General features: G+C 67.3%; 21 protein-coding genes and 1 pseudogene. 13 read left to right on the top strand and 9 right to left on the bottom strand.

Annotated features, from left to right (window positions below; genetic code table 11):
• Positions 1-82 precede the first annotated feature (82 nt).
• On the top strand, positions 83-511 hold the full coding sequence (locus ASC94_RS21605; protein ID WP_229417367.1) for a cyclophilin-like fold protein: 429 nt from the start codon (positions 83-85) through the stop codon (positions 509-511).
• Between the two features lie 26 nt (positions 512-537).
• Positions 538-1,758 carry an MFS transporter gene (locus tag ASC94_RS21600; protein WP_082616734.1) on the top strand — a complete coding sequence of 407 codons (1,221 nt, stop codon included), beginning with the start codon at positions 538-540 and terminating at the stop codon, positions 1,756-1,758.
• A 9-nt stretch (positions 1,759-1,767) separates the two neighbouring features.
• On the opposite strand, the gene ASC94_RS21595 is transcribed toward ASC94_RS21600, so the two are convergent.
• Positions 1,768-2,574 (bottom strand): beta/gamma crystallin-related protein, encoded by an 807-nt coding sequence (locus ASC94_RS21595; protein WP_056401484.1) that lies wholly within the window; start codon positions 2,572-2,574, stop codon positions 1,768-1,770.
• A 122-nt stretch (positions 2,575-2,696) separates the two neighbouring features.
• On the opposite strand from ASC94_RS21595, the gene ASC94_RS21590 reads away from it, so the two are divergent.
• Both ASC94_RS21590 and ASC94_RS21585 read left to right on the top strand, forming a co-directional pair.
• On the top strand, positions 2,697-3,053 hold the full coding sequence (locus ASC94_RS21590; protein WP_056400392.1) for an iron chaperone: 357 nt from the start codon (positions 2,697-2,699) through the stop codon (positions 3,051-3,053).
• A 19-nt stretch (positions 3,054-3,072) separates the two neighbouring features.
• On the top strand, positions 3,073-3,339 hold the full coding sequence (locus tag ASC94_RS21585; protein WP_229417366.1) for a hypothetical protein: 267 nt from the start codon (positions 3,073-3,075) through the stop codon (positions 3,337-3,339).
• 25 nt (positions 3,340-3,364) lie between these two features.
• Here ASC94_RS21585 and ASC94_RS21580 read toward each other — a convergent pair whose 3' ends face one another.
• Entirely contained in the window at positions 3,365-3,829 is a 465-nt protein-coding gene (locus ASC94_RS21580; protein WP_056400386.1) for an Ohr family peroxiredoxin, read from the bottom strand.
• A 296-nt stretch (positions 3,830-4,125) separates the two neighbouring features.
• Positions 4,126-5,541, bottom strand: a complete 1,416-nt coding sequence (locus tag ASC94_RS21575; RefSeq protein ID WP_056400383.1) for a glycoside hydrolase family 28 protein — start codon at positions 5,539-5,541, stop codon at positions 4,126-4,128.
• 176 nt (positions 5,542-5,717) lie between these two features.
• Between ASC94_RS21575 and ASC94_RS21570 the strand changes: the two genes are divergently transcribed.
• Positions 5,718-6,128: a VOC family protein gene (locus ASC94_RS21570; protein ID WP_056400381.1), complete on the top strand. Its 411-nt coding sequence runs from the start codon at positions 5,718-5,720 to the stop codon at positions 6,126-6,128.
• A 20-nt stretch (positions 6,129-6,148) separates the two neighbouring features.
• On the opposite strand, the gene ASC94_RS21565 is transcribed toward ASC94_RS21570, so the two are convergent.
• The 3 genes from ASC94_RS21565 to ASC94_RS21555 all read right to left on the bottom strand — a co-directional run bounded on the left by ASC94_RS21565 (position 6,149) and on the right by ASC94_RS21555 (position 10,508).
• Positions 6,149-8,599, bottom strand: coding sequence for an ABC transporter permease (locus ASC94_RS21565; protein ID WP_056401481.1), 2,451 nt, complete (start codon positions 8,597-8,599; stop codon positions 6,149-6,151).
• Positions 8,600-8,780: 181 nt separating this feature from the next.
• Complete coding sequence (locus ASC94_RS21560) at positions 8,781-9,743, bottom strand: 2-hydroxyacid dehydrogenase (protein WP_056400378.1); 963 nt, start codon at positions 9,741-9,743, stop codon at positions 8,781-8,783.
• A 9-nt stretch (positions 9,744-9,752) separates the two neighbouring features.
• A complete protein-coding gene (locus ASC94_RS21555; RefSeq protein WP_229417365.1) occupies positions 9,753-10,508 on the bottom strand; it encodes an ABC transporter substrate-binding protein in 756 nt (251 codons plus the stop codon).
• 75 nt (positions 10,509-10,583) lie between these two features.
• Here ASC94_RS21555 and ASC94_RS21550 point away from each other — a divergent pair, with 75 nt between their 5' ends.
• From ASC94_RS21550 to arsH, 4 genes are read left to right on the top strand one after another with little or no spacing between them, the layout of a single operon-like run.
• The gene (locus ASC94_RS21550) at positions 10,584-10,934 is read left to right on the top strand and encodes a helix-turn-helix transcriptional regulator (protein WP_056400374.1); all 351 of its coding nucleotides are present in this window, start codon (positions 10,584-10,586) and stop codon (positions 10,932-10,934) included.
• Positions 10,935-11,414, top strand: coding sequence for an arsenate reductase ArsC (locus tag ASC94_RS21545; RefSeq protein WP_056400371.1), 480 nt, complete (start codon positions 10,935-10,937; stop codon positions 11,412-11,414).
• Positions 11,411-12,067 (top strand): aquaporin, encoded by a 657-nt coding sequence (locus ASC94_RS21540; RefSeq protein ID WP_056400368.1) that lies wholly within the window; start codon positions 11,411-11,413, stop codon positions 12,065-12,067. The genes ASC94_RS21545 and ASC94_RS21540 overlap by 4 nt, the downstream gene beginning before the upstream one ends.
• A gap of 9 nt (positions 12,068-12,076) precedes the next feature.
• Positions 12,077-12,790: an arsenical resistance protein ArsH gene (gene arsH, locus ASC94_RS21535; RefSeq protein WP_056400365.1), complete on the top strand. Its 714-nt coding sequence runs from the start codon at positions 12,077-12,079 to the stop codon at positions 12,788-12,790.
• Here the strand turns inward: arsH and ASC94_RS21530 are convergent, their stop codons facing one another.
• Positions 12,791-13,339 (bottom strand): PEP-CTERM sorting domain-containing protein, encoded by a 549-nt coding sequence (locus tag ASC94_RS21530; RefSeq protein ID WP_056400362.1) that lies wholly within the window; start codon positions 13,337-13,339, stop codon positions 12,791-12,793.
• 145 nt (positions 13,340-13,484) lie between these two features.
• Here ASC94_RS21530 and ASC94_RS21525 point away from each other — a divergent pair, with 145 nt between their 5' ends.
• The gene (locus tag ASC94_RS21525; protein ID WP_056400359.1) at positions 13,485-13,976 is read left to right on the top strand and encodes an arsinothricin resistance N-acetyltransferase ArsN1 family B; all 492 of its coding nucleotides are present in this window, start codon (positions 13,485-13,487) and stop codon (positions 13,974-13,976) included.
• A 4-nt stretch (positions 13,977-13,980) separates the two neighbouring features.
• Here the strand turns inward: ASC94_RS21525 and ASC94_RS34065 are convergent, their stop codons facing one another.
• Both ASC94_RS34065 and ASC94_RS21520 read right to left on the bottom strand, forming a co-directional pair.
• Complete coding sequence (locus ASC94_RS34065; protein WP_267875126.1) at positions 13,981-14,103, bottom strand: hypothetical protein; 123 nt, start codon at positions 14,101-14,103, stop codon at positions 13,981-13,983.
• Positions 14,104-14,110: 7 nt separating this feature from the next.
• Positions 14,111-15,310, bottom strand: coding sequence for an MFS transporter (locus ASC94_RS21520; RefSeq protein ID WP_056400355.1), 1,200 nt, complete (start codon positions 15,308-15,310; stop codon positions 14,111-14,113).
• Positions 15,311-15,481: 171 nt separating this feature from the next.
• Between ASC94_RS21520 and ASC94_RS21515 the strand changes: the two genes are divergently transcribed.
• From ASC94_RS21515 to ASC94_RS33830, 3 genes and pseudogenes are all read left to right on the top strand, one after another.
• Entirely contained in the window at positions 15,482-15,811 is a 330-nt protein-coding gene (locus ASC94_RS21515; protein ID WP_162251445.1) for a DUF2917 domain-containing protein, read from the top strand.
• A 76-nt stretch (positions 15,812-15,887) separates the two neighbouring features.
• Positions 15,888-17,324, top strand: a pseudogene (locus ASC94_RS33835) (type VI secretion system Vgr family protein); the annotation flags it as partial.
• A 1-nt stretch (position 17,325) separates the two neighbouring features.
• Positions 17,326-18,828, top strand: a 1,503-nt coding sequence (locus ASC94_RS33830; RefSeq protein ID WP_229417364.1) for a type VI secretion system Vgr family protein, incomplete at its 5' end; no start/stop codon positions are given.
• Positions 18,829-18,830 lie beyond the last annotated feature (2 nt).

The following is an 18,830-nucleotide window of genomic DNA, read 5'->3' as shown; positions in this document are numbered from 1 at the left end:
CAAAAACTTATTAGCCGAGCTAATAAGCTCGTTAAACTTTCATTAGCTAGTCGATTCCGCGCGCATTGCCCAGAATGGTGCCATGAGAATCGTCCCTGTCCCCGCAGTCCTGCTGCTTGCCGCCGTCCTGCTGGGTGCTTACCCGAAAGACGCCGCCATGAAGATCCGTTTGACCGCCGGCCGGCAAAGCGCCACCGCTATGCTGTACGACAACGCCACCGCGCGCGACTTCGCGGCCCTGCTGCCGCTCACGCTCACCATGGAAGACTACGACATCATCGAGCGGGTCTCCGCCCTGCCGCGCAAGCTGGACACGCATGGCGCGCCGGCCGGCATGGCGCCCGTGGCGGGTGAGCTGAGCCATTACGCGCCCTGGGGCAATCTGGCGATCTTTATCCAGGGCAGGCCCTACGCGCGCAGCCTGCTGCCGCTGGGTAAGGTCGATCAGGGACTGTCCATCCTGGCGCAGCCCGGTCCGTACCAGCTGCGGATCGAGCGCGCCGGGGATTGATTCACGCATCCAACAAAAGGCAATTTATGATTGATCAGGTTTCCAGCCAAAAAAACGCCGCCGGGGGAGCTTCCTGGAGCGCTGTCTTTGCCATGTCGGTGTGCGCATTCGCGTTGGTCGCGTCCGAATTCATGCCGGTCAGCCTGCTCACCCCCATGGCCGGCGATCTGGGCGTTACCGAAGGTATGGCGGGCCAGGGGATTGCCATCTCCGGCGCGTTTGCCGTGCTCACGAGCTTGTTCATCTCTGTGCTGGCCGGCAGCCTCAACCGCAAGACCCTGCTGCTTACGCTGACGGCGGCCATGGGCCTGTCCGGTGCAGTGGTCGCGCTGGCGCCGAACTACCCGGTCTATATGCTGGGGCGGGCGCTGATCGGCGTGGTGATCGGCGGCTTCTGGTCCATGTCGGCAGCCACGGCCATCCGTCTGGTGCCGGCGGACGAGGTGCCGCGCGCGCTGGCCATCCTGAACGGCGGCAACGCCCTGGCCACGGTGGTGGCCGCGCCGCTGGGCGCCTACCTGGGCGTCGTCATCGGCTGGCGCGGCGCCTTCATTGCCCTGGTGCCGGTGGCGGCGGCGACCCTGGCGTGGCAATGGATCGCGCTGCCCGCCATGCCGGTGCCGGCGCGCACGAAACAGCCCGGCGCGGCCGCCGGGGCACGCCAGGCAATGCGGATCTTCCAGCTGTTCAAGCATGGCGGTGCCGCCGTGGGCCTGGCTGCCAGCAGCCTGTTCTTCATGGGGCAGTTCGCACTGTTCACCTATGTGCGGCCGTTTCTCGAAACCGTCACGCGGGTGCAAGCGCCCGCGCTGTCGCTCATCCTGCTTGTCGTCGGCGCCGCAGGAATCATCGGCACCATGCTGATCGGCCGCGCCTTGCGGTGGCGTTTCCACCGCACGCTGACCGCCATTCCATTGCTGATGGCCTTGATCGCGCTGGCCCTGGTGGCATTTGGCGGTTCGGCGGCGGCGGTGGTGGTCCTGCTGGGGCTGTGGGGTTTTGCCGGCACGGCCGCGCCGGTGGGATGGTGGGCATGGGTGGCCCGGACCTTCCCCCAGGATGCGGAAGCCGGCGGCGGCCTGTTCGTGGCGGTCGTGCAGCTGGCCATCGCGCTCGGTTCCACCCTGGGCGGGCTGTTGTTCGACCGCAGCGGCTACCTGGGCACTTTCGGGGCGAGCGCCGTCCTGCTGCTGGCTGCCGCCATGCTCACCGCAGCAATGCCCGGCGCCCGCCCGGCCCGGGGCTGAGTGCAGCGGTCACATGCGCGGCACACCGTCGCGGTTGACGGGGATATATTCGCCGGGCGCGGACGCCAGCTGGGTATGGTGTTCCACGCCGCGGTACTCGTAGGTCACGTCCCAGTACTGCGGCGTGGCGTTGGCCACGTTTTCGCAGCGCCGCACGTCCTGGCCGTAGTTGTTGCTGTTGCTGCCCCGGCCCGCGTTGGCGCCGATGGCGCCGCCGGCCAGCGCGCCGCCCACGGTGGCAATGTCGCGTCCGGAACCGCCGCCCACCTGGTGGCCCAGCACGCCGCCGAGGAGGGCGCCGGCCAGCATGCCGCCGGTGCTGGGACGGTTGTCCTGGCTTTGCACTTGCTGGCGCTCAACCCAGCAGCGCTGTTCCGGCGGACCCACCACGGCGCGTACCGACGTCACGCGCGCCTCGTAGGTGCGCTCGTTGGGGCGCTGGCGGTATTCGTAGCTGGCTTGCGGCACGGGGGCCGGAGCCTCGTTGTCGAAGCGCCGGTTGCCGCGTACCTGGCGCACCGAGGAAATGCTGTTGTTCAAGCCCATGCCGGCCAGCGACTCGTAGTTGCCGCGCTTGAGTATGCGGCACTCGCCGCGGAAGCCGGCATCTTCACAAACTTCCCAGCGGCCACGTTCCACCACCACCGACGAGGCGCGGTCGTTGAAGCCCGCCTCGCTCAGATCCCTGGATGTGTTGGAAATGGTGACGGCGCGCCCGCGCCAGCCTTCGCCCTGGTAGAGCGTGATTTGAGCCATTGCTTGTCCGCCCAGCAGCAAAGTGCAGGCCGCGAGCGTGGTTTTTAGTGGGAAGTTCATGATGGTCTCCAAGTCAGCAGGCTCAATCGCCCGATAGCATGAAGCTACCCGCTAACAAAGAGTTGGTCTGTGCGGAAGCGCGCTTAGTTGTATTTATTGCTATCGATGTGATAAAAGGAGGCATGGGCACGCCGAAATTCACATCAGTCGAGGATTACCTGGCCGCGCTGGAGCCGGTGAAAGCGGCGACCATCCGCGCCATCGTGGAGGTGATCCTGTTGGAATTCCCGGAGCTGGAAGCGAAGATCGCCTGGAACTTGCCGGTCATCCAGCGCAAGGGCCAGTATGTTGCCGGCCTGGCGGCCTACAAACGCCACCTGACGTATTCACCGTGGAGCATCTGGGTCATGCAGGACTTCAAGGAGCGGCTGGCGCCGCTCGTGGTGTTCAAGAACTGTTTCCAGCTCCCGGTCGATTGGAAAATCGACCGGGAGCTGGTGCTTGACCTGGTCCGGGCGAGGCTGGCGGAACTGAGATAAACATCCTGCAGGAACCATCATGAGCACATTGCCGCAATACATTCCCGTCAGCTGCGAGTTCCACGACCGGCTGGAGGACCTGGCCACCTTGCGCAAGCAAGCCGGCATCAGCTACACCGGCGAGGACGGTGCGCTGCAGCAGCGCAGCGCCGTCATCAAGGATGTCTACGCCAGGGATGGCGCGGACTATGTTTCCCTGAGCACCGGCGAAACCGTACGCATGGACCGGCTGGTCGAAGTCGACGGCTACAAGCTGGCCGACTTCCCGCCGCAGTGCGGCATCTGAAGCCCGGCCGCGCCGGGCCTTCCCCTTACGCCGTGACGGTGGTCAGCACCACGTCGATATTGCCTTTGACTGCTTTCGAGTAGGGGCAGATCGCGTCCGCACCGTGGGCAATAGCGTCCGCCACTTCGGGATCGATGCCGCGCGCGGTCAGCGTGATGCGGGCCTGGATGTAGTAGTCGCTGCCGCCCATGCCAAGGTCCACTTCGATTTCCACTGCCGTGTCGGCGGGCAGGGCCACTTTCATCTGCTTGGCCACGATGCCCACGGCGCCGCTGTAGCAGGCCGACCAGGCGCCGGCGAACAGCTGCTCGGCGGTTGGGTGGGCTTCCACTGCGCCAAAGTTGTACTCGGCGATGGCGGGGTTGCCCGGCGCGGTCAGGTGGATGTCCAGTTTGCCGTCGTGGGCGCCGGCGAAGATGGCGCCGTTGTTGCCGATGGTGCCGGTGGTGCGGGTTTTGCCGGTGGTCAGGACTTTGGTGATGTTGCTCATGATATTTCCTCTGTAAAGTGACGATCAAGTGTGAGTGGATTTGCATCGCACTCGTTTGAATCGGATGCGATGAATGAATCATAGGCTTCCCGATGGCAGAGGTCAAGCACTATTTTCGTATCCGATTAAAGCGTTTGCGATATAAATAGCGCAAGCATGCGGTCAAACGCCCGTCATAATCGGGCGCTACCATGCAAGCCGGCTTGGAACACGGGCCACTACAAGCACCACTCGATGGCTGCTCTACCGGCGCCGGCGGTCGGGAAACATACCGGCACCAAACACAGTTGAAAGGTTCACGCGGCGTGGATGAAGCCCTGCACGTTCTCGGTCTTGACCGGGGATTCCAGCACCTTCGCCACGGCCACGCCGCGCAGCGACACATCCTTCACCGGCATGCCGGCCTCGCCCTGGATGCGGCACACGAAAGCAGCCTCCCCCACCGTCACATTGCTCACGTGCAGGCCCTCGATGGGCGTGAGGCGCCGCTCATAGGTCGGCACCAGGTCGCGCCACTGGTACAGCACGTCCGTCTCCACGCTCAGCACGCCGCCGGCGATCCTGGTCGCGCTCACGTTGGAGACGTGGATGTTCTTCACATAGCCGCCGCGGCGCTCGTTGGTCTTCACGAACAGGATGTTGTTGATGGTGCTGCGCGCGCCGGAGCCGGCATTATCGAAGTGGCAGTTTTCCACCAACACGTTTTCCACCCCGCCCGACAGCTCGCTGCCGATCGCCATCAGCTGGTGGCCGTTCTTCACGCGGCAGTTGCGCATGATGATGTTGCGCGATGGGACGTTGATGCGCCAGGCGTCCTGGTCGCGGCCGGACTTGACGGAAATCGCGTCGTCGCCCTGGTCGAACACGCAGTTCTCCACCAGGACGTTCTGGCTCATTTCCGGGTCCACGCCGTCGTTGTTGTGGCCGTGCGCGCGCACTTGCACGCGGCGTATCACCACGTCCCGGCACAGGTAGGGGTGCAGCACCCAGAACGGGCTGTCGATGATGCGCACGTCTTCCACCAGCACGTTGCGGCAGCGGTTGAACTGCACGAAATGGGGGCGCAAGTTGGCTTCGCCGGTGGCCATGCGGCGTTCCGCCACCGGCACGCCCTTGGCGGCCATGTGGTACAGCGCCACCAGCGCGTCCATGTGCGGCTTGGGGCGCGCATACCAGGCCCGCCACACGTCCAGCCTGGCCTTCAGCGTCCCCTCGCCCGTGATCGCCACGTTGCTGCACTCGAAGGCATACACCAGCGGCGAGTAGTTGTAGCAGCCCAGGCCTTCCCAGCTGGTCATCACGGCGGGCAGATAGTCTTGCGGGCGTTCCGAGAACAGCAGCGTGGCGCCCTTGGCGACGTGCAGGTTCACATTGCTCTTGAGGTGGATGCAGGCGGTGGGCCACACGCCTTGCGGCACCACCACCACGCCGGATCCGGCCGCATGCGCCGCCGCGATTGCCTGCGCGATGGCGGCGCTGGTCTTTTGCTGGTCGCCCTGGTCGGCGCCGAAATCGGTGATCGGAAAGCGCCTGCTGGCCGAGAAATCCGGTACGCTGATGTCCGGCATGGGAAACGGCGCCGTGGCGCGTACGCGTTCCTGCGGCAGCGGCCCGGATGTGCGCAGCGGCGCGCAGCCGGTGGTGGCGAGGGCCAGGCCGGCCAGGAGGGCGTGGCGGCGGGCGCGGGAGTATGGGGTCGAAGCGTCGGTCAAAGCTGCCTCCGGAGTGTTTTTTTCATGGTAACCGCCTGGCCGGCGCGCGGCACCGGGGCCGGGAAAACACTCACCTTGTTGATCCGTAAAAAATATTTTGCAGGCTTTGTCGATTTCCGGCGGCGCCAGCCGTCGTACCTATGAAAACCACCGATTCACCCTCACCTGGAGATATCATGAACAAGCAAATTTTCGTCAACCTGCCCGTCAAAGACCTGCCACGCTCGAAAGAATTTTTCGCCGCCCTGGGCTACACCTTCAATCCGCAGTTCACCAACGACCAGGGTGCCTGCATGGTGATCTCGGAAAACATCTACGCCATGCTGCTGACGGAAGAATTCTTCAAGACCTTTATCGACCGCCCCATCTCGTCGGCGCACGAATCGGCCCAGGTGATCAACTGCCTGTCCTGCGAGAGCCGCGAAGAGGTGGACGCCATCGTGGCCAAGGCGGTGGCCGCCGGCGGCACCGTGCCGCGCCAGCCGCAGGACATGGGCTTCATGTACGGCCACGGCTTTGCCGACCTGGACGGCCACCTGTGGGAACTGGCGTACATGGACATGGCCGCCGTGCCGCCCCTGCCATAAGCCTTTTTCGTCAGCGTCCTTTACGTCCGCAGCGCGTCCGCCGCCTTCATGCGCATGGCCAGCCATGCGTGGCGGGCCACGGCGGCTGCCGCGACGGCCAGGGTGGCCGCCAGCGCCAGCAGCAGGGTCCAGCCGCCGATCGGCGCGTGTTCCACGTAGCCGGCCAGGTAGCGCTGGATCGCCAGCGCCGCCGACGGCAGGCCGATCAGCGCGGCCAGCAGGGTCAGCACCCCGATTTCCTTGATCACCAGCTTGCCGATGGCGCGGTGGCCCGCGCCGTACAGCTTGCGCAGCACAATCTCGCGCGCGCGCCGCTGCACCGTATGCGCCGACAGCACATAGGTGCCGAATGCGGCAATCGCGAGCGCAATGCCGGTGGCCAGTGCCAGCAGGCGCGCCATGCGTTCATCGTCCGCATAATTGACGGCCAGGATGTCGGCGGCCGGACGGGTCTGCAGCATAGCGTCCGGGAAGTATGTTGGCCACAGCGCGCGCACCGCCGGCTCCACGCTGGCGGCGCCCGCACCGCCGCTTGCGCGCACGCTGAGCGTGGTGCCGGCGGTCCATAATTCGTAGGCCACCGCGCGCGGCGCCGCGCGCAGCGAGTGGAAGCGCAGCTCGGGCGCTATGCCGACCACGCGCTTGTGGATCACCTTGTCGTCGAAGCCCTTGAACAGCAGGGTCTGGCCGATGGCGTCGGCCGGCTCGGCAAAACCCAGCTCGCGCGCCGCGATGGCGTTCAGCACCAGCGGCACCGGGTCGTCTTCCTGGTCCAGGCGCGCATCGAACAGGCGCCCGGCCAGGGGCTGGATGCGGTACTGTGCGAAGAAGTTGGCGCTCACCGACTTCATCGCCGTGGCGGCGCTGCGGCCGTCCGGGCGCTTCAGGTCGCGGAACCAGGTCACGTTGCTGCGCCCTACCGCGTCTTCCGAAATCGCCACCCCGGCCACGCCCGGCTGCGCCTTCAGCGCCGCCACGAAGCGCTGCGCGGTGGCGCTGCGGCGCACCTGCTCCGGCAGGTCCACAATCAGCAGCGGCGCCGGGTCGAAGCCGGGCGAGGCGCGCATGGCGTACGAGGTCTGCCAGGTGACTGCCACGGCCACGCTGGCCAGGCCCATGGCGGCGGCCACCTGCAGCACGGTCAGCGCGCGCCGGGTGCGCAAGGCGCCGGCCGATTCGCTGTCGCCGCGGCCCGCCAGCACCTGGCTGGGCAGCACGCGCAGCGCCAGCCACGCCGGATAGACCGAGGTCAGCACGCCCAGCACGGCGCCCAGCAGCAGCGCGGCAGCCACGTTGTCCGGCGCCAGCACGCTGTCGAGCTGGCGGTTCACCAGCCCGGAGAACAGCGGCAGCGCCAGCCACGCCAGCAGCAGGCCGATGACGGTGGCCAGCATGGCCACCAGGATGGACTCGGCCAGCAGTTGTAGCGCAATCTGGCGCGCGCCTGCGCCCAGCACCTTGCGCATCGCCACTTCGCGCTGGCGGCGCAGCACCCGCACCGCCGCCAGGTTCACGTAGTTGACCGCCGCCAGCACCACGATCAGCAGCGCCACCGCGCCCAGCCCGGCGATGGCGGCCGGATGCGCGCGCGGTCCCGGCGCGGCGATGACGTTCTGCGCCACGTCCTGGTCGAAATAGGCATCCTTCAGCGGCGCCAGCGCCACGTCCATCACCTTGCGCCGGCCCAGGCGCTGGCGCACTTCGGGTGGCTGGTTCTGCAGGCCGGGATTGCTGTCCACCGCGCGCTGCAGCGCCGCCGTGATGGCGGGCAGGGACGCGCCCGGCCGCACGCGCACCAGCAGCTTGCCCCACCAGCCGCGCGCGCCGGTCAACAACTCGTCGCGCACTTCCGCCTCCACCAGCAGGTTGCGGATGCCGAACAGGGTTTCAAAGGGAACCGTGCTGCTGGGCGGCGGCGTGCGCAGCACGGCCGCCACGCGCAGCAGCTTGCCTTCGGCCAGCATGGTCCTGCCCAGCGCATTGGCGGTGCCGAACAGGCGCTGCGCGGCGGCCTCGGTGATGGCGAAGCCGTCCGGCCGGTCGAGCGCGGCGGCCAGGTCGCCCTGTACTGCCTGCAGGCCCAGCATGGCGGCGAAGTCGGGCAGCACGGTCAGGCTGTCGAGCTTGCGTAGCTGGCCATCGATGCGCACCGTCAGGCCCATGCTTTCCGGACGCGAGGGCAGGTAGCCGGTGGCTGCCTCCACGCCTGGCGTGCCGGCGGCGCTGGCGCGCAGCAGCAAGGGCGCCTGGTCGAACCAGGGGGCCTTGGGATCGGCGTTGAAGCGCTGCTTGACCACGTAGACCTGCTCCACCTGCGGGATGTGGCGGTTGTACTGCCAGGAATAGTGCACCAGCCCGAGCAGCAGCAGCGCGGCCGCCAGGCCCACGCCCAGCCCGGCGATGACGACGATAGAATAGGCCGGGTCTTGCAGCAAGGTGCGCCAGCCGATACGGAAGTCCCGCAGTGTCATGCGCAGTGTCATGATGAATGAGAAGTTGTTGGTCCAGGCCAGGAATTTGCAACATCCGTGCCAAACGGGCCGGCACCGCGCTGCATGCGGGCTGGCGCAGGGTCGCGCCCCTGTCGCGGTCGGCAGCGCTTGCGCCCGCGTCCGGAAGCGGACGGTGGCGGTGTGCGCTTCCGGACACTGCTCAGGGGGACCGCGCCAGCAGCGGCGTGAGCAGCGGCTGGCCGGCAAAGTGGGCCAGCAGGTTGTCCACCGCCAGCTGGCCCATGGCGTGGCGCGTTTCCACCGTCAGGCTGCCGATGTGGGGCGTGAGCACCACGTTCTCCAGCGCGCGCAGCGCGGGCGGCACCTCGGGCTCATTGTCGAACACGTCCAGCGCGGCCGCACCCAGGGTGCGCGCCTGCAGCGCGGCGATCAGCGCCTGCTCGTCCACCAGCGCGCCGCGCGCGATGTTCACCAGCGTGCCTTCCGGGCCCAGCGCCTCCAGCACGGCGGCGTTCACCGCGTGGCGCGTGGCGGCGTTGGCGGGAGCGCTCAGCACCAGGTAGTCGCTGTCCTGCGCCAGCGCCAGCAGTGAGTCGGCGCGCGGCGCTGCCGCGCCGGGTACCGGGCGCGGCTGGAAATAGCGGATCGCCATGCCCAGTGCGGCCAGGCGGCCGGCAATCGCCTGGCCGATGCGGCCGTAGCCGAAGATGCCCGCCACCTTGCCGCGCACGCTGCGCGACGGCGCCAGCGGCTTGCGCGCGCTCCAGTCGCCTTCGCGCACATAACGGTCCATGGCGGGCAGGCGGCGCGCGGCGGACAGCAGCAACAGCACCGCCAGGTCGGCCACGTCGTCGGTCAGCACGCCGGGCGTGTTGGTCACGGCAATGCCGCGCGCGCGCATCGCGTCCAGGTCCACCTTGTCGTAGCCCACGCTGTTCAGGCTGACGATTTCCAGCAGGGGCAGCCGCGCGGCCAGCGCCGCGCTCACGCCCAGCGGTCCGGTGGTGACGATGGCGCGCACCCGGCCGGCCACGCTGTCCACGTAGGCGTCCTGCCCGGCGGCGGGAATGGACCACACGTGGTGGCACTGGAAATGCGCATCGAGTTGCTGCATGACGGAGGCCGAGGGACTGGCGGCGAACACGAGAATGTCTGGTTTCATGGGGATCAGTCAGGTCAGGCCGTAGCTGGCCAGGATGCGGCGGCTGGTGCCGTCGGCCGCCATGGCGGCCATGGTTTGCTGGAACTGCTGCGCCTCGTCCTGGCTGAAATCGAGCGATCCGGCCAGCCAGGCGGTGGTACTGCGTACCGGTGCGCTGAGGTGGAAATCGGCTTCCTCGCCGCGGCTGCGCAGCGAGGTCCGGATGATGTTGCGCTCACCGAATGCGGCGTCGGCGATCCCGGTCAGCAGGAAGCGGTGCACTTCGTCGATGGAGGCCGATTCCACCAGGTTGCTGTAGCCCAGCTCGCGCAACACGGCCGCCTGGCCCGCGCCCCGCAGCATGGCGACGCGGCGCGCCTTCATCGCCTGCGGGTTGTGCACGTCGAAGCTGCCCTTGCGCAGCGCCAGGAACACGTAGTGCTCGTCGTACAGCGGCGCCAGCCAGCGGTACTGGGCCTCCCGTTCTGGCAGGCGGGTCAGGGGAAACACGGCGGTGGCGGGCATGGTGGTGGCGAGGAAAGTGGCGCGGCGCCACGGCACAAATTGCGTTTCCGGGGCCAGCCGCATGCGCTTGCACAGTTCGGCCACCAGCTCCATCAGTGCGCCCGGCCGGCGCCCGCCATGTTCCAGGACCAGCGGCGGCAGGTGCGCCGTAACGATGCGCATGCGGCCGGCCGCACCCGTCCCGGCGGCCGGGGCCGCAGCGTAGGCATGCGGCGCCAGCCCGAGGCTGGCTGCCGCTGCGAGTACAAGTCTTCTTTTCATGGCGGCTAGTTTCACACATTTTGTGCTGCCTGTAGTATATTTCGATAATCGTTGAAATATCGAATTGGAGCGGGGATGGACACCAAACACGTCTTGGCGGCGCTGGCGGCGCTGGCGCAGGAATCGCGCCTGGCGGCGTTCCGGCTGCTGGTGCAGGCCGGACCCGACGGCCTGGCGGCCAGCAAGATCGCCGGGCGCCTGGACATGGCGCCCTCCTCGCTGTCTTTCCACCTGAAGGAGCTGGCACATGCCGGGCTGATCGCGGCGCGCCAGGATGGCCGCTACGTCATCTACAGCGCCAGCTTCGACACCATGAACGGCCTGCTGGCCTTCCTCACCGAAAACTGCTGCGGCGGCGTGCCTTGCGTGCCGGCCGCCGGCGCCACGGCCTGCTGTGAACCGGCCACCACCATCAAGGAAGCGTAAATGAACGTCTTAGTACTGTGCACCGGCAACTCCTGCCGCTCCATCCTCGGCGAAGCCACGTTCAACCACCTGGCGCCGGCCGGCTGGCGCGCCGTCAGCGCCGGCAGCAAGCCGGCCGGCTATGTGCATCCGCGCTCGTTGGCCCTGCTGGCCCGCGAAGGCATCGCCACCGGGGGCTACCACAGCAAGTCCTGGGACAATCTGCCGGTGACGCCGGACATCGTCATCACCGTGTGCGGCAGCGCGGCCGGCGAGGAGTGCCCGGCCTACCTGGGCCCGGTGCTGCGCACCCACTGGGGCGTGGAAGACCCGGCCCACGTGACCGGCACCGAGGAAGAGATCGACGCCGCCTTCATGCATGCCTACCGCGTGCTGCGCGCGCGCATCGAAGCCTTCTTCGCGCTGCCGCTGGAACAGCTGAAAAACGATCCGGTCCGCCTGAAGGCGGAGCTGGACAAGATCGGCACCCTGCTGCCATGACGCTGGCCAGGCGCATCGTGGCCGAAGGCCTGGGCACGGCGCTGCTGCTGGCCGTGGTGGTGGGTTCCGGCATCATGGCCGAGCGCCTGGCGGGCGGCAATGCCGCCATCGCCCTGCTGGCCAACGCGCTGGCCACCGGCGCCGGGCTGGTGGCACTGATTCTGATGTTCGGCCCCGTCTCCGGTGCGCACTTCAACCCCGTGGTCACGCTGTCGGCCGCCTGGCAAGGCCTGCATCCGCCGCGCGAAGTGCTGCCTTACCTTGCGGTGCAAACGGTGGGCGCGCTGGCCGGCGTGGCCGCCGCGCACGCCATGTTCGGGCTGGAAGCCTTCAGCGCGTCCGCCCACGTGCGCACCGGCGCGGCCCAGTGGTGGAGCGAATGCGTGGCCACCTTCGGCCTGCTGGGCGTGATCATCGGCTGCACGCGCAGCCGCCCCGGCGTGACACCCTTCGCGGTGGCCGCCTACATCACCGCCGCCTACTGGTTCACCGCCTCCACCTCGTTCGCCAACCCGGCGGTCACCCTGGCCCGCAGCGTGACCGACACCTTCGCCGGCATCCGTCCCGTGGACGCGCCCGGCTTCATCGCCGCGCAGCTGCTGGGCGCGGCAGCCGCCACCATCTTGTTCCGCTGGCTGTACGCGGAAAAATAAGGAGCCACCATGAGCATTCCCAACCTGCCCAACATCAAGCCCGAGCTGCTGGACGTGCCCACCCTCGCCAAGCTGGCGCCGGTGGGTGAACTGGACCATCCGCCGCGCATCCTCATGCTGTACGGCTCCCTGCGCGAGCGCTCCTTCAGCCGCTTCCTGGTGTACGAGGCGGCGCGCATCCTGGAGCACTTCGGCGCCGAGGTGAAGATTTTCGATCCGATGGAATTGCCCATGGCGGGCAGCGTGCCCGAGACGCACCCCAAGGTGGTCGAGCTGCGCGAGCTGAGCCTGTGGTCCGAGGGCCAGGTGTGGTGCAGTCCGGAACGCCACGGCGCCATCACCGCCGTGATGAAGAACCAGATCGACTGGATCCCGCTGGAACAGGGTGCGTTGCGGCCCAGCCAGGGGCGCACGCTGGCAGTGATGCAGGTGTGCGGCGGCTCGCAGTCCTTCAACGTGGTCAATACGCTGCGCCTGCTGGGACGCTGGATGCGCATGTTCACCATCCCTAACCAGTCTTCGGTGCCGATGGCCTACAAGGAATTCAACGAGGAAGGCCGCATGCGTCCCTCTGCCTACTACGAGCGGGTGGTGGACGTGATGGAGGAATTGTTCAAGATGACGCTGCTGCTGCGCGGCCGCACGGACTATCTGACCGACCGCTACAGCGAGCGCAATGACAAGGCGGTCAAGGCCATCGACCGCCAGATCCAGAAAATCTGATTACGCCTGGCCGCCCTTGCGGCGGCGCGCTGCCAGCAGGCCCAACAGGCCGATGCCGGCCAGCGCCAGGCTGCCCGGTTCAGGCACGCGGGAGAAGTTGGCGGCGGTGATGCCGGACGGATTGGACGCGGCCTGGCCCTGGTAGATGCTGACGTAGGTGTTGGTCCCGCTGATGAACAGGTCGTTCGCGGTCCAGCCGTGGGTGGCGTCGATGTACCAGCCGGTGGCAGCGAAGTTGGTGAAGTTCATGGAGATGGTGAACGCATTGGTGGTCACCACGTTGTCGAAATGGTTGTAGCCGTCTTCGAACATCCACTTGATGCCGGGGTTGATGCCGCTGGAGCTGGTGGAAATGCCGCCGGTGCCCTGGGCGTTCAGCAGGCTGGAGTCGAAGGACACATAGCCGGTGATGCGGTCCGAGGTCGTGTACGGACCGTTGACGGAGGTGAACGTCGGGCCGGTGAAGGTGTAGCTCAGCGGGCTGGCGTGCACGGCTGCGCAGGCGGACAGGGAGGCAAGGGCCAAGGCCAGTTTGGACATCAGTTTCATTGTTGAGCTCAAAAAAGTGTGGAATATTGTTTTTACTAAGCAATAATTGTTCCATGCACGTAATATCAATGACTTACGGAAAATCGGTGTAATATTTACTATCAAATATTTCGCGACTGTAAAATTTTCCGACACCTGCCAAGCTATGACCGCCATCCGTCCCGCCACCGCCGCCGATGCAGCCGCCATCGCCGCCATCTACAACCATTACATCGCCACCACCACCATTTCCTTTGAAGAGCAGCCGGTTTCCGCCGAGGAGATGGCCGGCCGCATCGAGACGGTCAGCGCCAGGCTGCCGTGGCTGGTGTGCGAGCAGGACGGCATCGTCATGGGTTACGCCTACGCCACGCCTTGGCGGGTGCGCAGCGCCTACCGCTTTTCCGTGGAAAGCAGCGTCTACGTGTCGCCTGAGCATCCGCGCAAGGGTGTCGGCTCGCGCCTGTACCGCGTGCTGCTGGACGAGTTGCGCGCGCGCGGCCTGCACATGGTCATCGGCGGCATCGCCCAGCCGAACGAAGCCAGCGTGGCGCTGCATGAAGCCATGGGCTTCAAGAAAGTGGCGCACTTCGCCGAAGTGGGCATGAAATTCGGCCGCTGGATCGACGTCGGCTACTGGGAACTGAAGCTGGCCTAAGCGATCAGCACAGCGCGGCCAGGTTGGCGAAAGACAGCACGTTTTCGGGCCGCAGCAGCGCCAGCCAGGCCCAGCCGCAGACGGCCGCCAGCAAGGTCCACAGCAGCAGGTTGTGCAGCGGCTTCATGTCGGCCTCACGCGGGCTGCAGCCCGGCCACGGCGCGGTCGTCGATGGGCCAGTGCAGCAGCGCCGCCACCAGGCCGATGCCGACCGAAGCGGCCCACACCAGGTCATACGAACGGGTGGCGTCGAACACCGCGCCGCCCAGCCACACACCCAGGAAGCCGCCCAGCTGGTGGCCCACGAACACCAGGCCGAACAGCGTGGAAATGTACTGCACGCCAAACACCTGCGACACCAGCCCGTTGGTCAGCGGCACCGTGCCCAGCCAGGTCAGCCCCATCGTGAACGAGAACAGGTAGATGCTGACCGTGCTGATGGGCGCGGCGACAAACAGCAGCATGGCAGCCGAGCGCGCGCAGTACAGCCAGGCCAGCAGGTGCTTGCGCCGGTAGACGTTGCCCAGCTTGCCGCACCAGTAAGTCCCCGCCACATTCGCCAGCGCCACGATGGCCAGCGCCATCACGCCGGTGTTGGCGGAAAAGCCCTTGTCCAGCAGGTAGGCTGGGAAGTGGCCGGCGATGAAGGCAAGCTGGAATCCGCACGCGAAAAAGCCCAGGTTGAGCAGCCAGAAGCCCCGGTGCGATAAGGCTTCCGCGATGGCGCGCCGCATCGATTGGCCGGGCCGCCGCGGTGCGCTCGCGGCGGCGCTATCGTCCATGGGGAAGGCCAGCGGCGCCGCCAGCGCCAGGGCGAAGGCAATTGCGACCAGGGCGGCCATCCAGCCCGCGCCGGCGATCAGCCCCTGCGCGGCAGGCACCATGGCGAACTGGCCCACGCCGCCCACCGCCCCCGCCAAGCCCAGGGCCCAGCTGCGCCGCTGCGGCGGCACGATGCGGCTCAACGCGCCGTACACCGTGCCGAAGGCGGTGCCGGACAGGGCCATGCCGATCAGCAGGCCGCCGGTGAGCAGCAGCTGCATGCTGCTGGCCGCGTGCGCCATCAGGTACAGGCCGAGCGCGTACAGCAGGCAGGCGCCAGCCAGCACGCGGCGCGAGCCGTAGCGGTCGGCAATCATGCCGGTGAAAGGCTGGGCGATGCCCCACACCAGGTTCTGCAAGGCGATGGCCAGCGCGAATTCCTCCCTGCCCCAGCCGCGCGCCGAGGTCATGGGCAACATGAACAGGCCCTGCACGTGGCGCATGCCCAGCGCCAGTCCCATGATGATGCCGCCGCACAGCACGGCCGCCAACGGTGTCTTCAGAAATTTCATTGCGCGCCTCCTTGTCGATGTTGCCAGCATAGCCAGTGACGTGGGGCCTGCGCCAACGGCGAATTGGCATGCGGCCCATGCGTCCTGCGCATGGATGGCATGCCGGGATAACGTTTGCGGCGGCGCCGGCGCGGGGCAACAATGCAGGCATTGAGGAAGAAGGAGCGCATCATGCAGATCACTTTGCAACCAAGGGAAGGCGCCACCATGGCGCCCGGTTTGCCAGTCCGTATCCGCTGCCTGGCGGGCGTGCTGTGGATTACCAGCCACCACAACAGCGTGGACCGTGTGCTGAAGGCGGGCGACAGCGCCGAGCTGTCCGCCACGCAGCGCCAATACTTGTCCAGTGTGGGACGGCACGAAGCCGTGTCTTTCGAGGTGAGCGGCCCCGCAGCCAGCATCAGCGTGCACCGCAGCGGCGCGGCCGGCGCCCGTTCCTCCCGCGATGGCCTGCGCGCATGGTTGCTGCGCTGGCTGGCCAGCGGGGCGGCCGCCGTGTAGCCGCGTTTTCAAATGTGCGGCGGGAAATAGTTGAGTATAGTAAATTGCTAAATACTTAATAATTTCTGTCCGCAACATGCAAGCAGCTCTGGGTCAAATTTCCGCCGCGCTGGCGCAGTATTCAAGTGAGAGCCGTCTCTACGCCCTTGTGCTGGAGGATGGGCCCGGCTTGCTGGTCGAAGCGTTCGCCGCCGACGACGAACTGCAGGGCACCGGCCCGCGCGACGTGATCGTGCTGTCCACCGACGCCCATTTGCAAGCCGCATCCCTGCTCGGGCGCTCGGCCACGCTGGAACTGAGCCTGGCCGACGGCACCCGCACCCGCTTCAGCGGCGACGTGACCCAGGTGGCCTCGCTGGGCAGCAACGGCGGCTTCGCCCGCTACCGGCTGCGGCTCACCCATTGGGTATGGCGCCTGGGCCAGGTGCGCAACAGCCGCGTGTGGCAGGACAAGAGCGTGCCGGAGATCGTGGACGAGGTGTTCAGCACCTACCAGCCGCTGGCCCGCTGGCGCTGGAGCGACGAAGCCGCACCTTTCATGGCCGACGCCATCCCGCGCAGCTACTGCTGCCAGTATCGCGAAAGCGACTTGGCCTTCATCGAACGCCTGCTGGCCGAGGAAGGCCTGGCCTGGCGCTTCGAGCAGGACGACGAAGGCGCGCAGATGGTGCTGTTTGCCGACAGCAGCCAGCGCTGCGCCGTGCCGGAAGACGACAGCAGCACCGCGTCCGGCGGCATCCGCTTCCACGGCGCGCGCGTCGGCGAGCAGCAGGACACGATCCAGTCCCTGCAAGCCAGCCGCGCCGCCTGTGTCTCGCTCACCGCCTTGCTCAGCTACGACTACAAGGCCAAGCGCGTCGTCGGCGCCAGCGCCATGTCGCGCCTGAAGACGGCCGGCCTGTTGGCGTTGGAAAGCTACGACACGCCCGGCCAGTACCACTACGCCAACGGCGCCCAGGCGCAGCGCTACGCCGACCTGCAGATGCAGGCCAGCGAAGCCCGCAGCCAGCCATGGCGCGGCCGCTCCACGGTACGCACGCTGCGCGCCGGCACCTGTGTCACCGTCACGCAAGGCCCGCTGCGCAGCGGCGACGCGGATCCCGTGTACACCGTGCTGCGCGTGCGCAGCGTGGGCGTGAACAACCTGCCCCTGCCTGCCGTGCAGGCGTTGGCCGAACTGTTTGGCCCCATCCCCGAACTGCTGCTGGAAGCCGTGCCGCCCGCTGACGCCGCCGACTACGCGCAGACCATCGCGCAAGCCCGCAGCAGCGGCTACGCTAACAGCTTCGAGGCCATCGCCAACGAGCTGCCGTGGCGCCCGCTGCTGAACGGCAGCGCGGGCCGCAGCCATCCGCGCCCCACAGCCGGCGGCGCCCAAAGCGCCATCGTGGTCGGCCCCGACGGCAGCGACAGTCCGAACGGCGTGGACGAAATCCACTGCGACCGCCTGGGCCGCGTACGCATCCGCTTCCACTGGCAGGACAGCGGCGACGCCACCTGCTGGGTGCGCGTGNAACGGCGTGGACGAAATCCACTGCGACCGCCTGGGCCGCGTACGCATCCGCTTCCACTGGCAGGACAGCGGCGACGCCACCTGCTGGGTGCGCGTGGCGCAGCGCTCGGCCGGCGGCGGCATGGGCAGCCAGTTCCTGCCGCGCATCGGCCAGGAAGTGCTGGTGCAGTTTTTGGAGAACGACATCGACCGCCCCGTCATCATCGGCGCGCTGTACAACGGCCAGGGCGAAGGCGGCGTGGCACGCACGCCGGGCGGCCAGCCGGATCAAGGCAATGCGGCGCAGCCCTTCGGCCGGGCGCATGACCATGCCGTGTCCGGCCAGGGCAACCTTGCCAGCGGCAACAGCCCGCTGTGGCACGGCGCCTCGGCCGAGACGGCCGGCCACCGCAGCAACGCCGCGCAATGGGGCGTGCGCAGCAAGGAATTCGGCGGCAGCGGCTACAACCAGCTGCTGTTCGACGACACCGACGCGCAGGGCCGCGTCCAGCTCAAAAGCACCTACGCCGCCACCGAGCTGACCCTGGGCCACCTGCTGCACAACGCGGACAACTATCGCGGCAGCCTGCGCGGCCAAGGCGCCGAACTGCGCACCGATGCTTACGGCGCCGTGCGCGCTGGCGCCGGCCTGCTGGTGAGCAGCTACGGCCTGTCGCACGCGGCCGGCGCGCGCGAACCGGTAGGCGACAACGCTGCCGGCATCGCCCTGATGAAGCAGGCGGCCAAGCTGGGCGAGACCTTCAGCACCGCGGCCAAACAGCATGAAACTGTGGCGCTGGCCAGCCACATCGGCCCAGCCAAGGCCGCATCCAGCACGTTGGACGACAAAGCCGCGCCGCTGCCCGCCATGCTCACTGCCGTCTCCGGCATGGTGGCCAACGACGCGCTGGACGCTGCCAGGGCCGATGCCGCCGACAAAGCTATCGCCCCGGCCGACAGCAAGCTTCCCCACAGCACGGACGCCGTGATCGCTCTCTCCGCCAAAGCGGGGCTGGGCGTGACTGCGGGACAGGACATCCAGCTGGCCAACGGCGAAACCGCCGCCGTGATGAGCGGCGCCGACACGCAGTTCACCACCGGCGGCCAGTTGCGCATGCACAGCGGCCAGGCCATCGGCGTGCTGGGCGGCGCGGTGGCGGCGGGCGAAGGGGGCACCGGCCTGCAGCTGATCGCCGCGAAAGATGCGGTGGATTTTCAGGCGCAGTTCGATGTCATGAAGATACAAGCACGCGATGACGTCCAGCTCACCAGTGTCGATGCGCATGTGGACTGGGCGGCAGCCAAGCACATCACCTTGTCCACTGCAGGCGGCGCGAACATCACTATCGATGGCGGCAACATCACTGTTCAGGCTCCGGGCAAAATCATCATACATGCGGGGAAAAAGAGCTTCATAGGCCCGGGCCGACTTAGCTATCCCATGCCGGCGCTCCCAAGCAGCATTTGCCTGGAGTGTTTAAAAAAATCCCTCGCAGCAGGTTCTGCGTTCACAGCAGTCGAGTAAGC

It is taken from the genome of Massilia sp. Root418 (assembly GCF_001425265.1).
Classification (GTDB): domain Bacteria; phylum Pseudomonadota; class Gammaproteobacteria; order Burkholderiales; family Burkholderiaceae_D; genus Rugamonas.
Note: the sequence above shows the minus strand (reverse complement) of the source record. Positions and strands in the feature narration are given on the sequence as shown.

What these genes read in the sequence shown, in the direction of transcription:
- ASC94_RS21560 (WP_056400378.1), bottom strand. Translation starts at nt 9,743, where the DNA reads ATGAAACCAGACATTCTCGTGTTCGCCGCCAGTCCCTCGGCCTCCGTC.
- ASC94_RS21550 (WP_056400374.1), top strand. Translation starts at nt 10,584, where the DNA reads ATGGACACCAAACACGTCTTGGCGGCGCTGGCGGCGCTGGCGCAGGAA.
- ASC94_RS21555 (WP_229417365.1), bottom strand. Translation starts at nt 10,508, where the DNA reads ATGAAAAGAAGACTTGTACTCGCAGCGGCAGCCAGCCTCGGGCTGGCG.
- ASC94_RS21595 (WP_056401484.1), bottom strand. Translation starts at nt 2,574, where the DNA reads ATGAACTTCCCACTAAAAACCACGCTCGCGGCCTGCACTTTGCTGCTG.
- ASC94_RS21585 (WP_229417366.1), top strand. Translation starts at nt 3,073, where the DNA reads ATGAGCACATTGCCGCAATACATTCCCGTCAGCTGCGAGTTCCACGAC.
- ASC94_RS21605 (WP_229417367.1), top strand. Translation starts at nt 83, where the DNA reads ATGAGAATCGTCCCTGTCCCCGCAGTCCTGCTGCTTGCCGCCGTCCTG.
- ASC94_RS34065 (WP_267875126.1), bottom strand. Translation starts at nt 14,103, where the DNA reads ATGAAGCCGCTGCACAACCTGCTGCTGTGGACCTTGCTGGCGGCCGTC.
- ASC94_RS21565 (WP_056401481.1), bottom strand. Translation starts at nt 8,599, where the DNA reads ATGACACTGCGGGACTTCCGTATCGGCTGGCGCACCTTGCTGCAAGAC.
- ASC94_RS21515 (WP_162251445.1), top strand. Translation starts at nt 15,482, where the DNA reads ATGCAGATCACTTTGCAACCAAGGGAAGGCGCCACCATGGCGCCCGGT.
- arsH (WP_056400365.1), top strand. Translation starts at nt 12,077, where the DNA reads ATGAGCATTCCCAACCTGCCCAACATCAAGCCCGAGCTGCTGGACGTG.
- ASC94_RS21580 (WP_056400386.1), bottom strand. Translation starts at nt 3,829, where the DNA reads ATGAGCAACATCACCAAAGTCCTGACCACCGGCAAAACCCGCACCACC.
- ASC94_RS21570 (WP_056400381.1), top strand. Translation starts at nt 5,718, where the DNA reads ATGAACAAGCAAATTTTCGTCAACCTGCCCGTCAAAGACCTGCCACGC.
- ASC94_RS21540 (WP_056400368.1), top strand. Translation starts at nt 11,411, where the DNA reads ATGACGCTGGCCAGGCGCATCGTGGCCGAAGGCCTGGGCACGGCGCTG.
- ASC94_RS21600 (WP_082616734.1), top strand. Translation starts at nt 538, where the DNA reads ATGATTGATCAGGTTTCCAGCCAAAAAAACGCCGCCGGGGGAGCTTCC.
- ASC94_RS21520 (WP_056400355.1), bottom strand. Translation starts at nt 15,310, where the DNA reads ATGAAATTTCTGAAGACACCGTTGGCGGCCGTGCTGTGCGGCGGCATC.
- ASC94_RS21525 (WP_056400359.1), top strand. Translation starts at nt 13,485, where the DNA reads ATGACCGCCATCCGTCCCGCCACCGCCGCCGATGCAGCCGCCATCGCC.
- ASC94_RS21530 (WP_056400362.1), bottom strand. Translation starts at nt 13,339, where the DNA reads ATGAAACTGATGTCCAAACTGGCCTTGGCCCTTGCCTCCCTGTCCGCC.
- ASC94_RS21590 (WP_056400392.1), top strand. Translation starts at nt 2,697, where the DNA reads ATGGGCACGCCGAAATTCACATCAGTCGAGGATTACCTGGCCGCGCTG.
- ASC94_RS21545 (WP_056400371.1), top strand. Translation starts at nt 10,935, where the DNA reads ATGAACGTCTTAGTACTGTGCACCGGCAACTCCTGCCGCTCCATCCTC.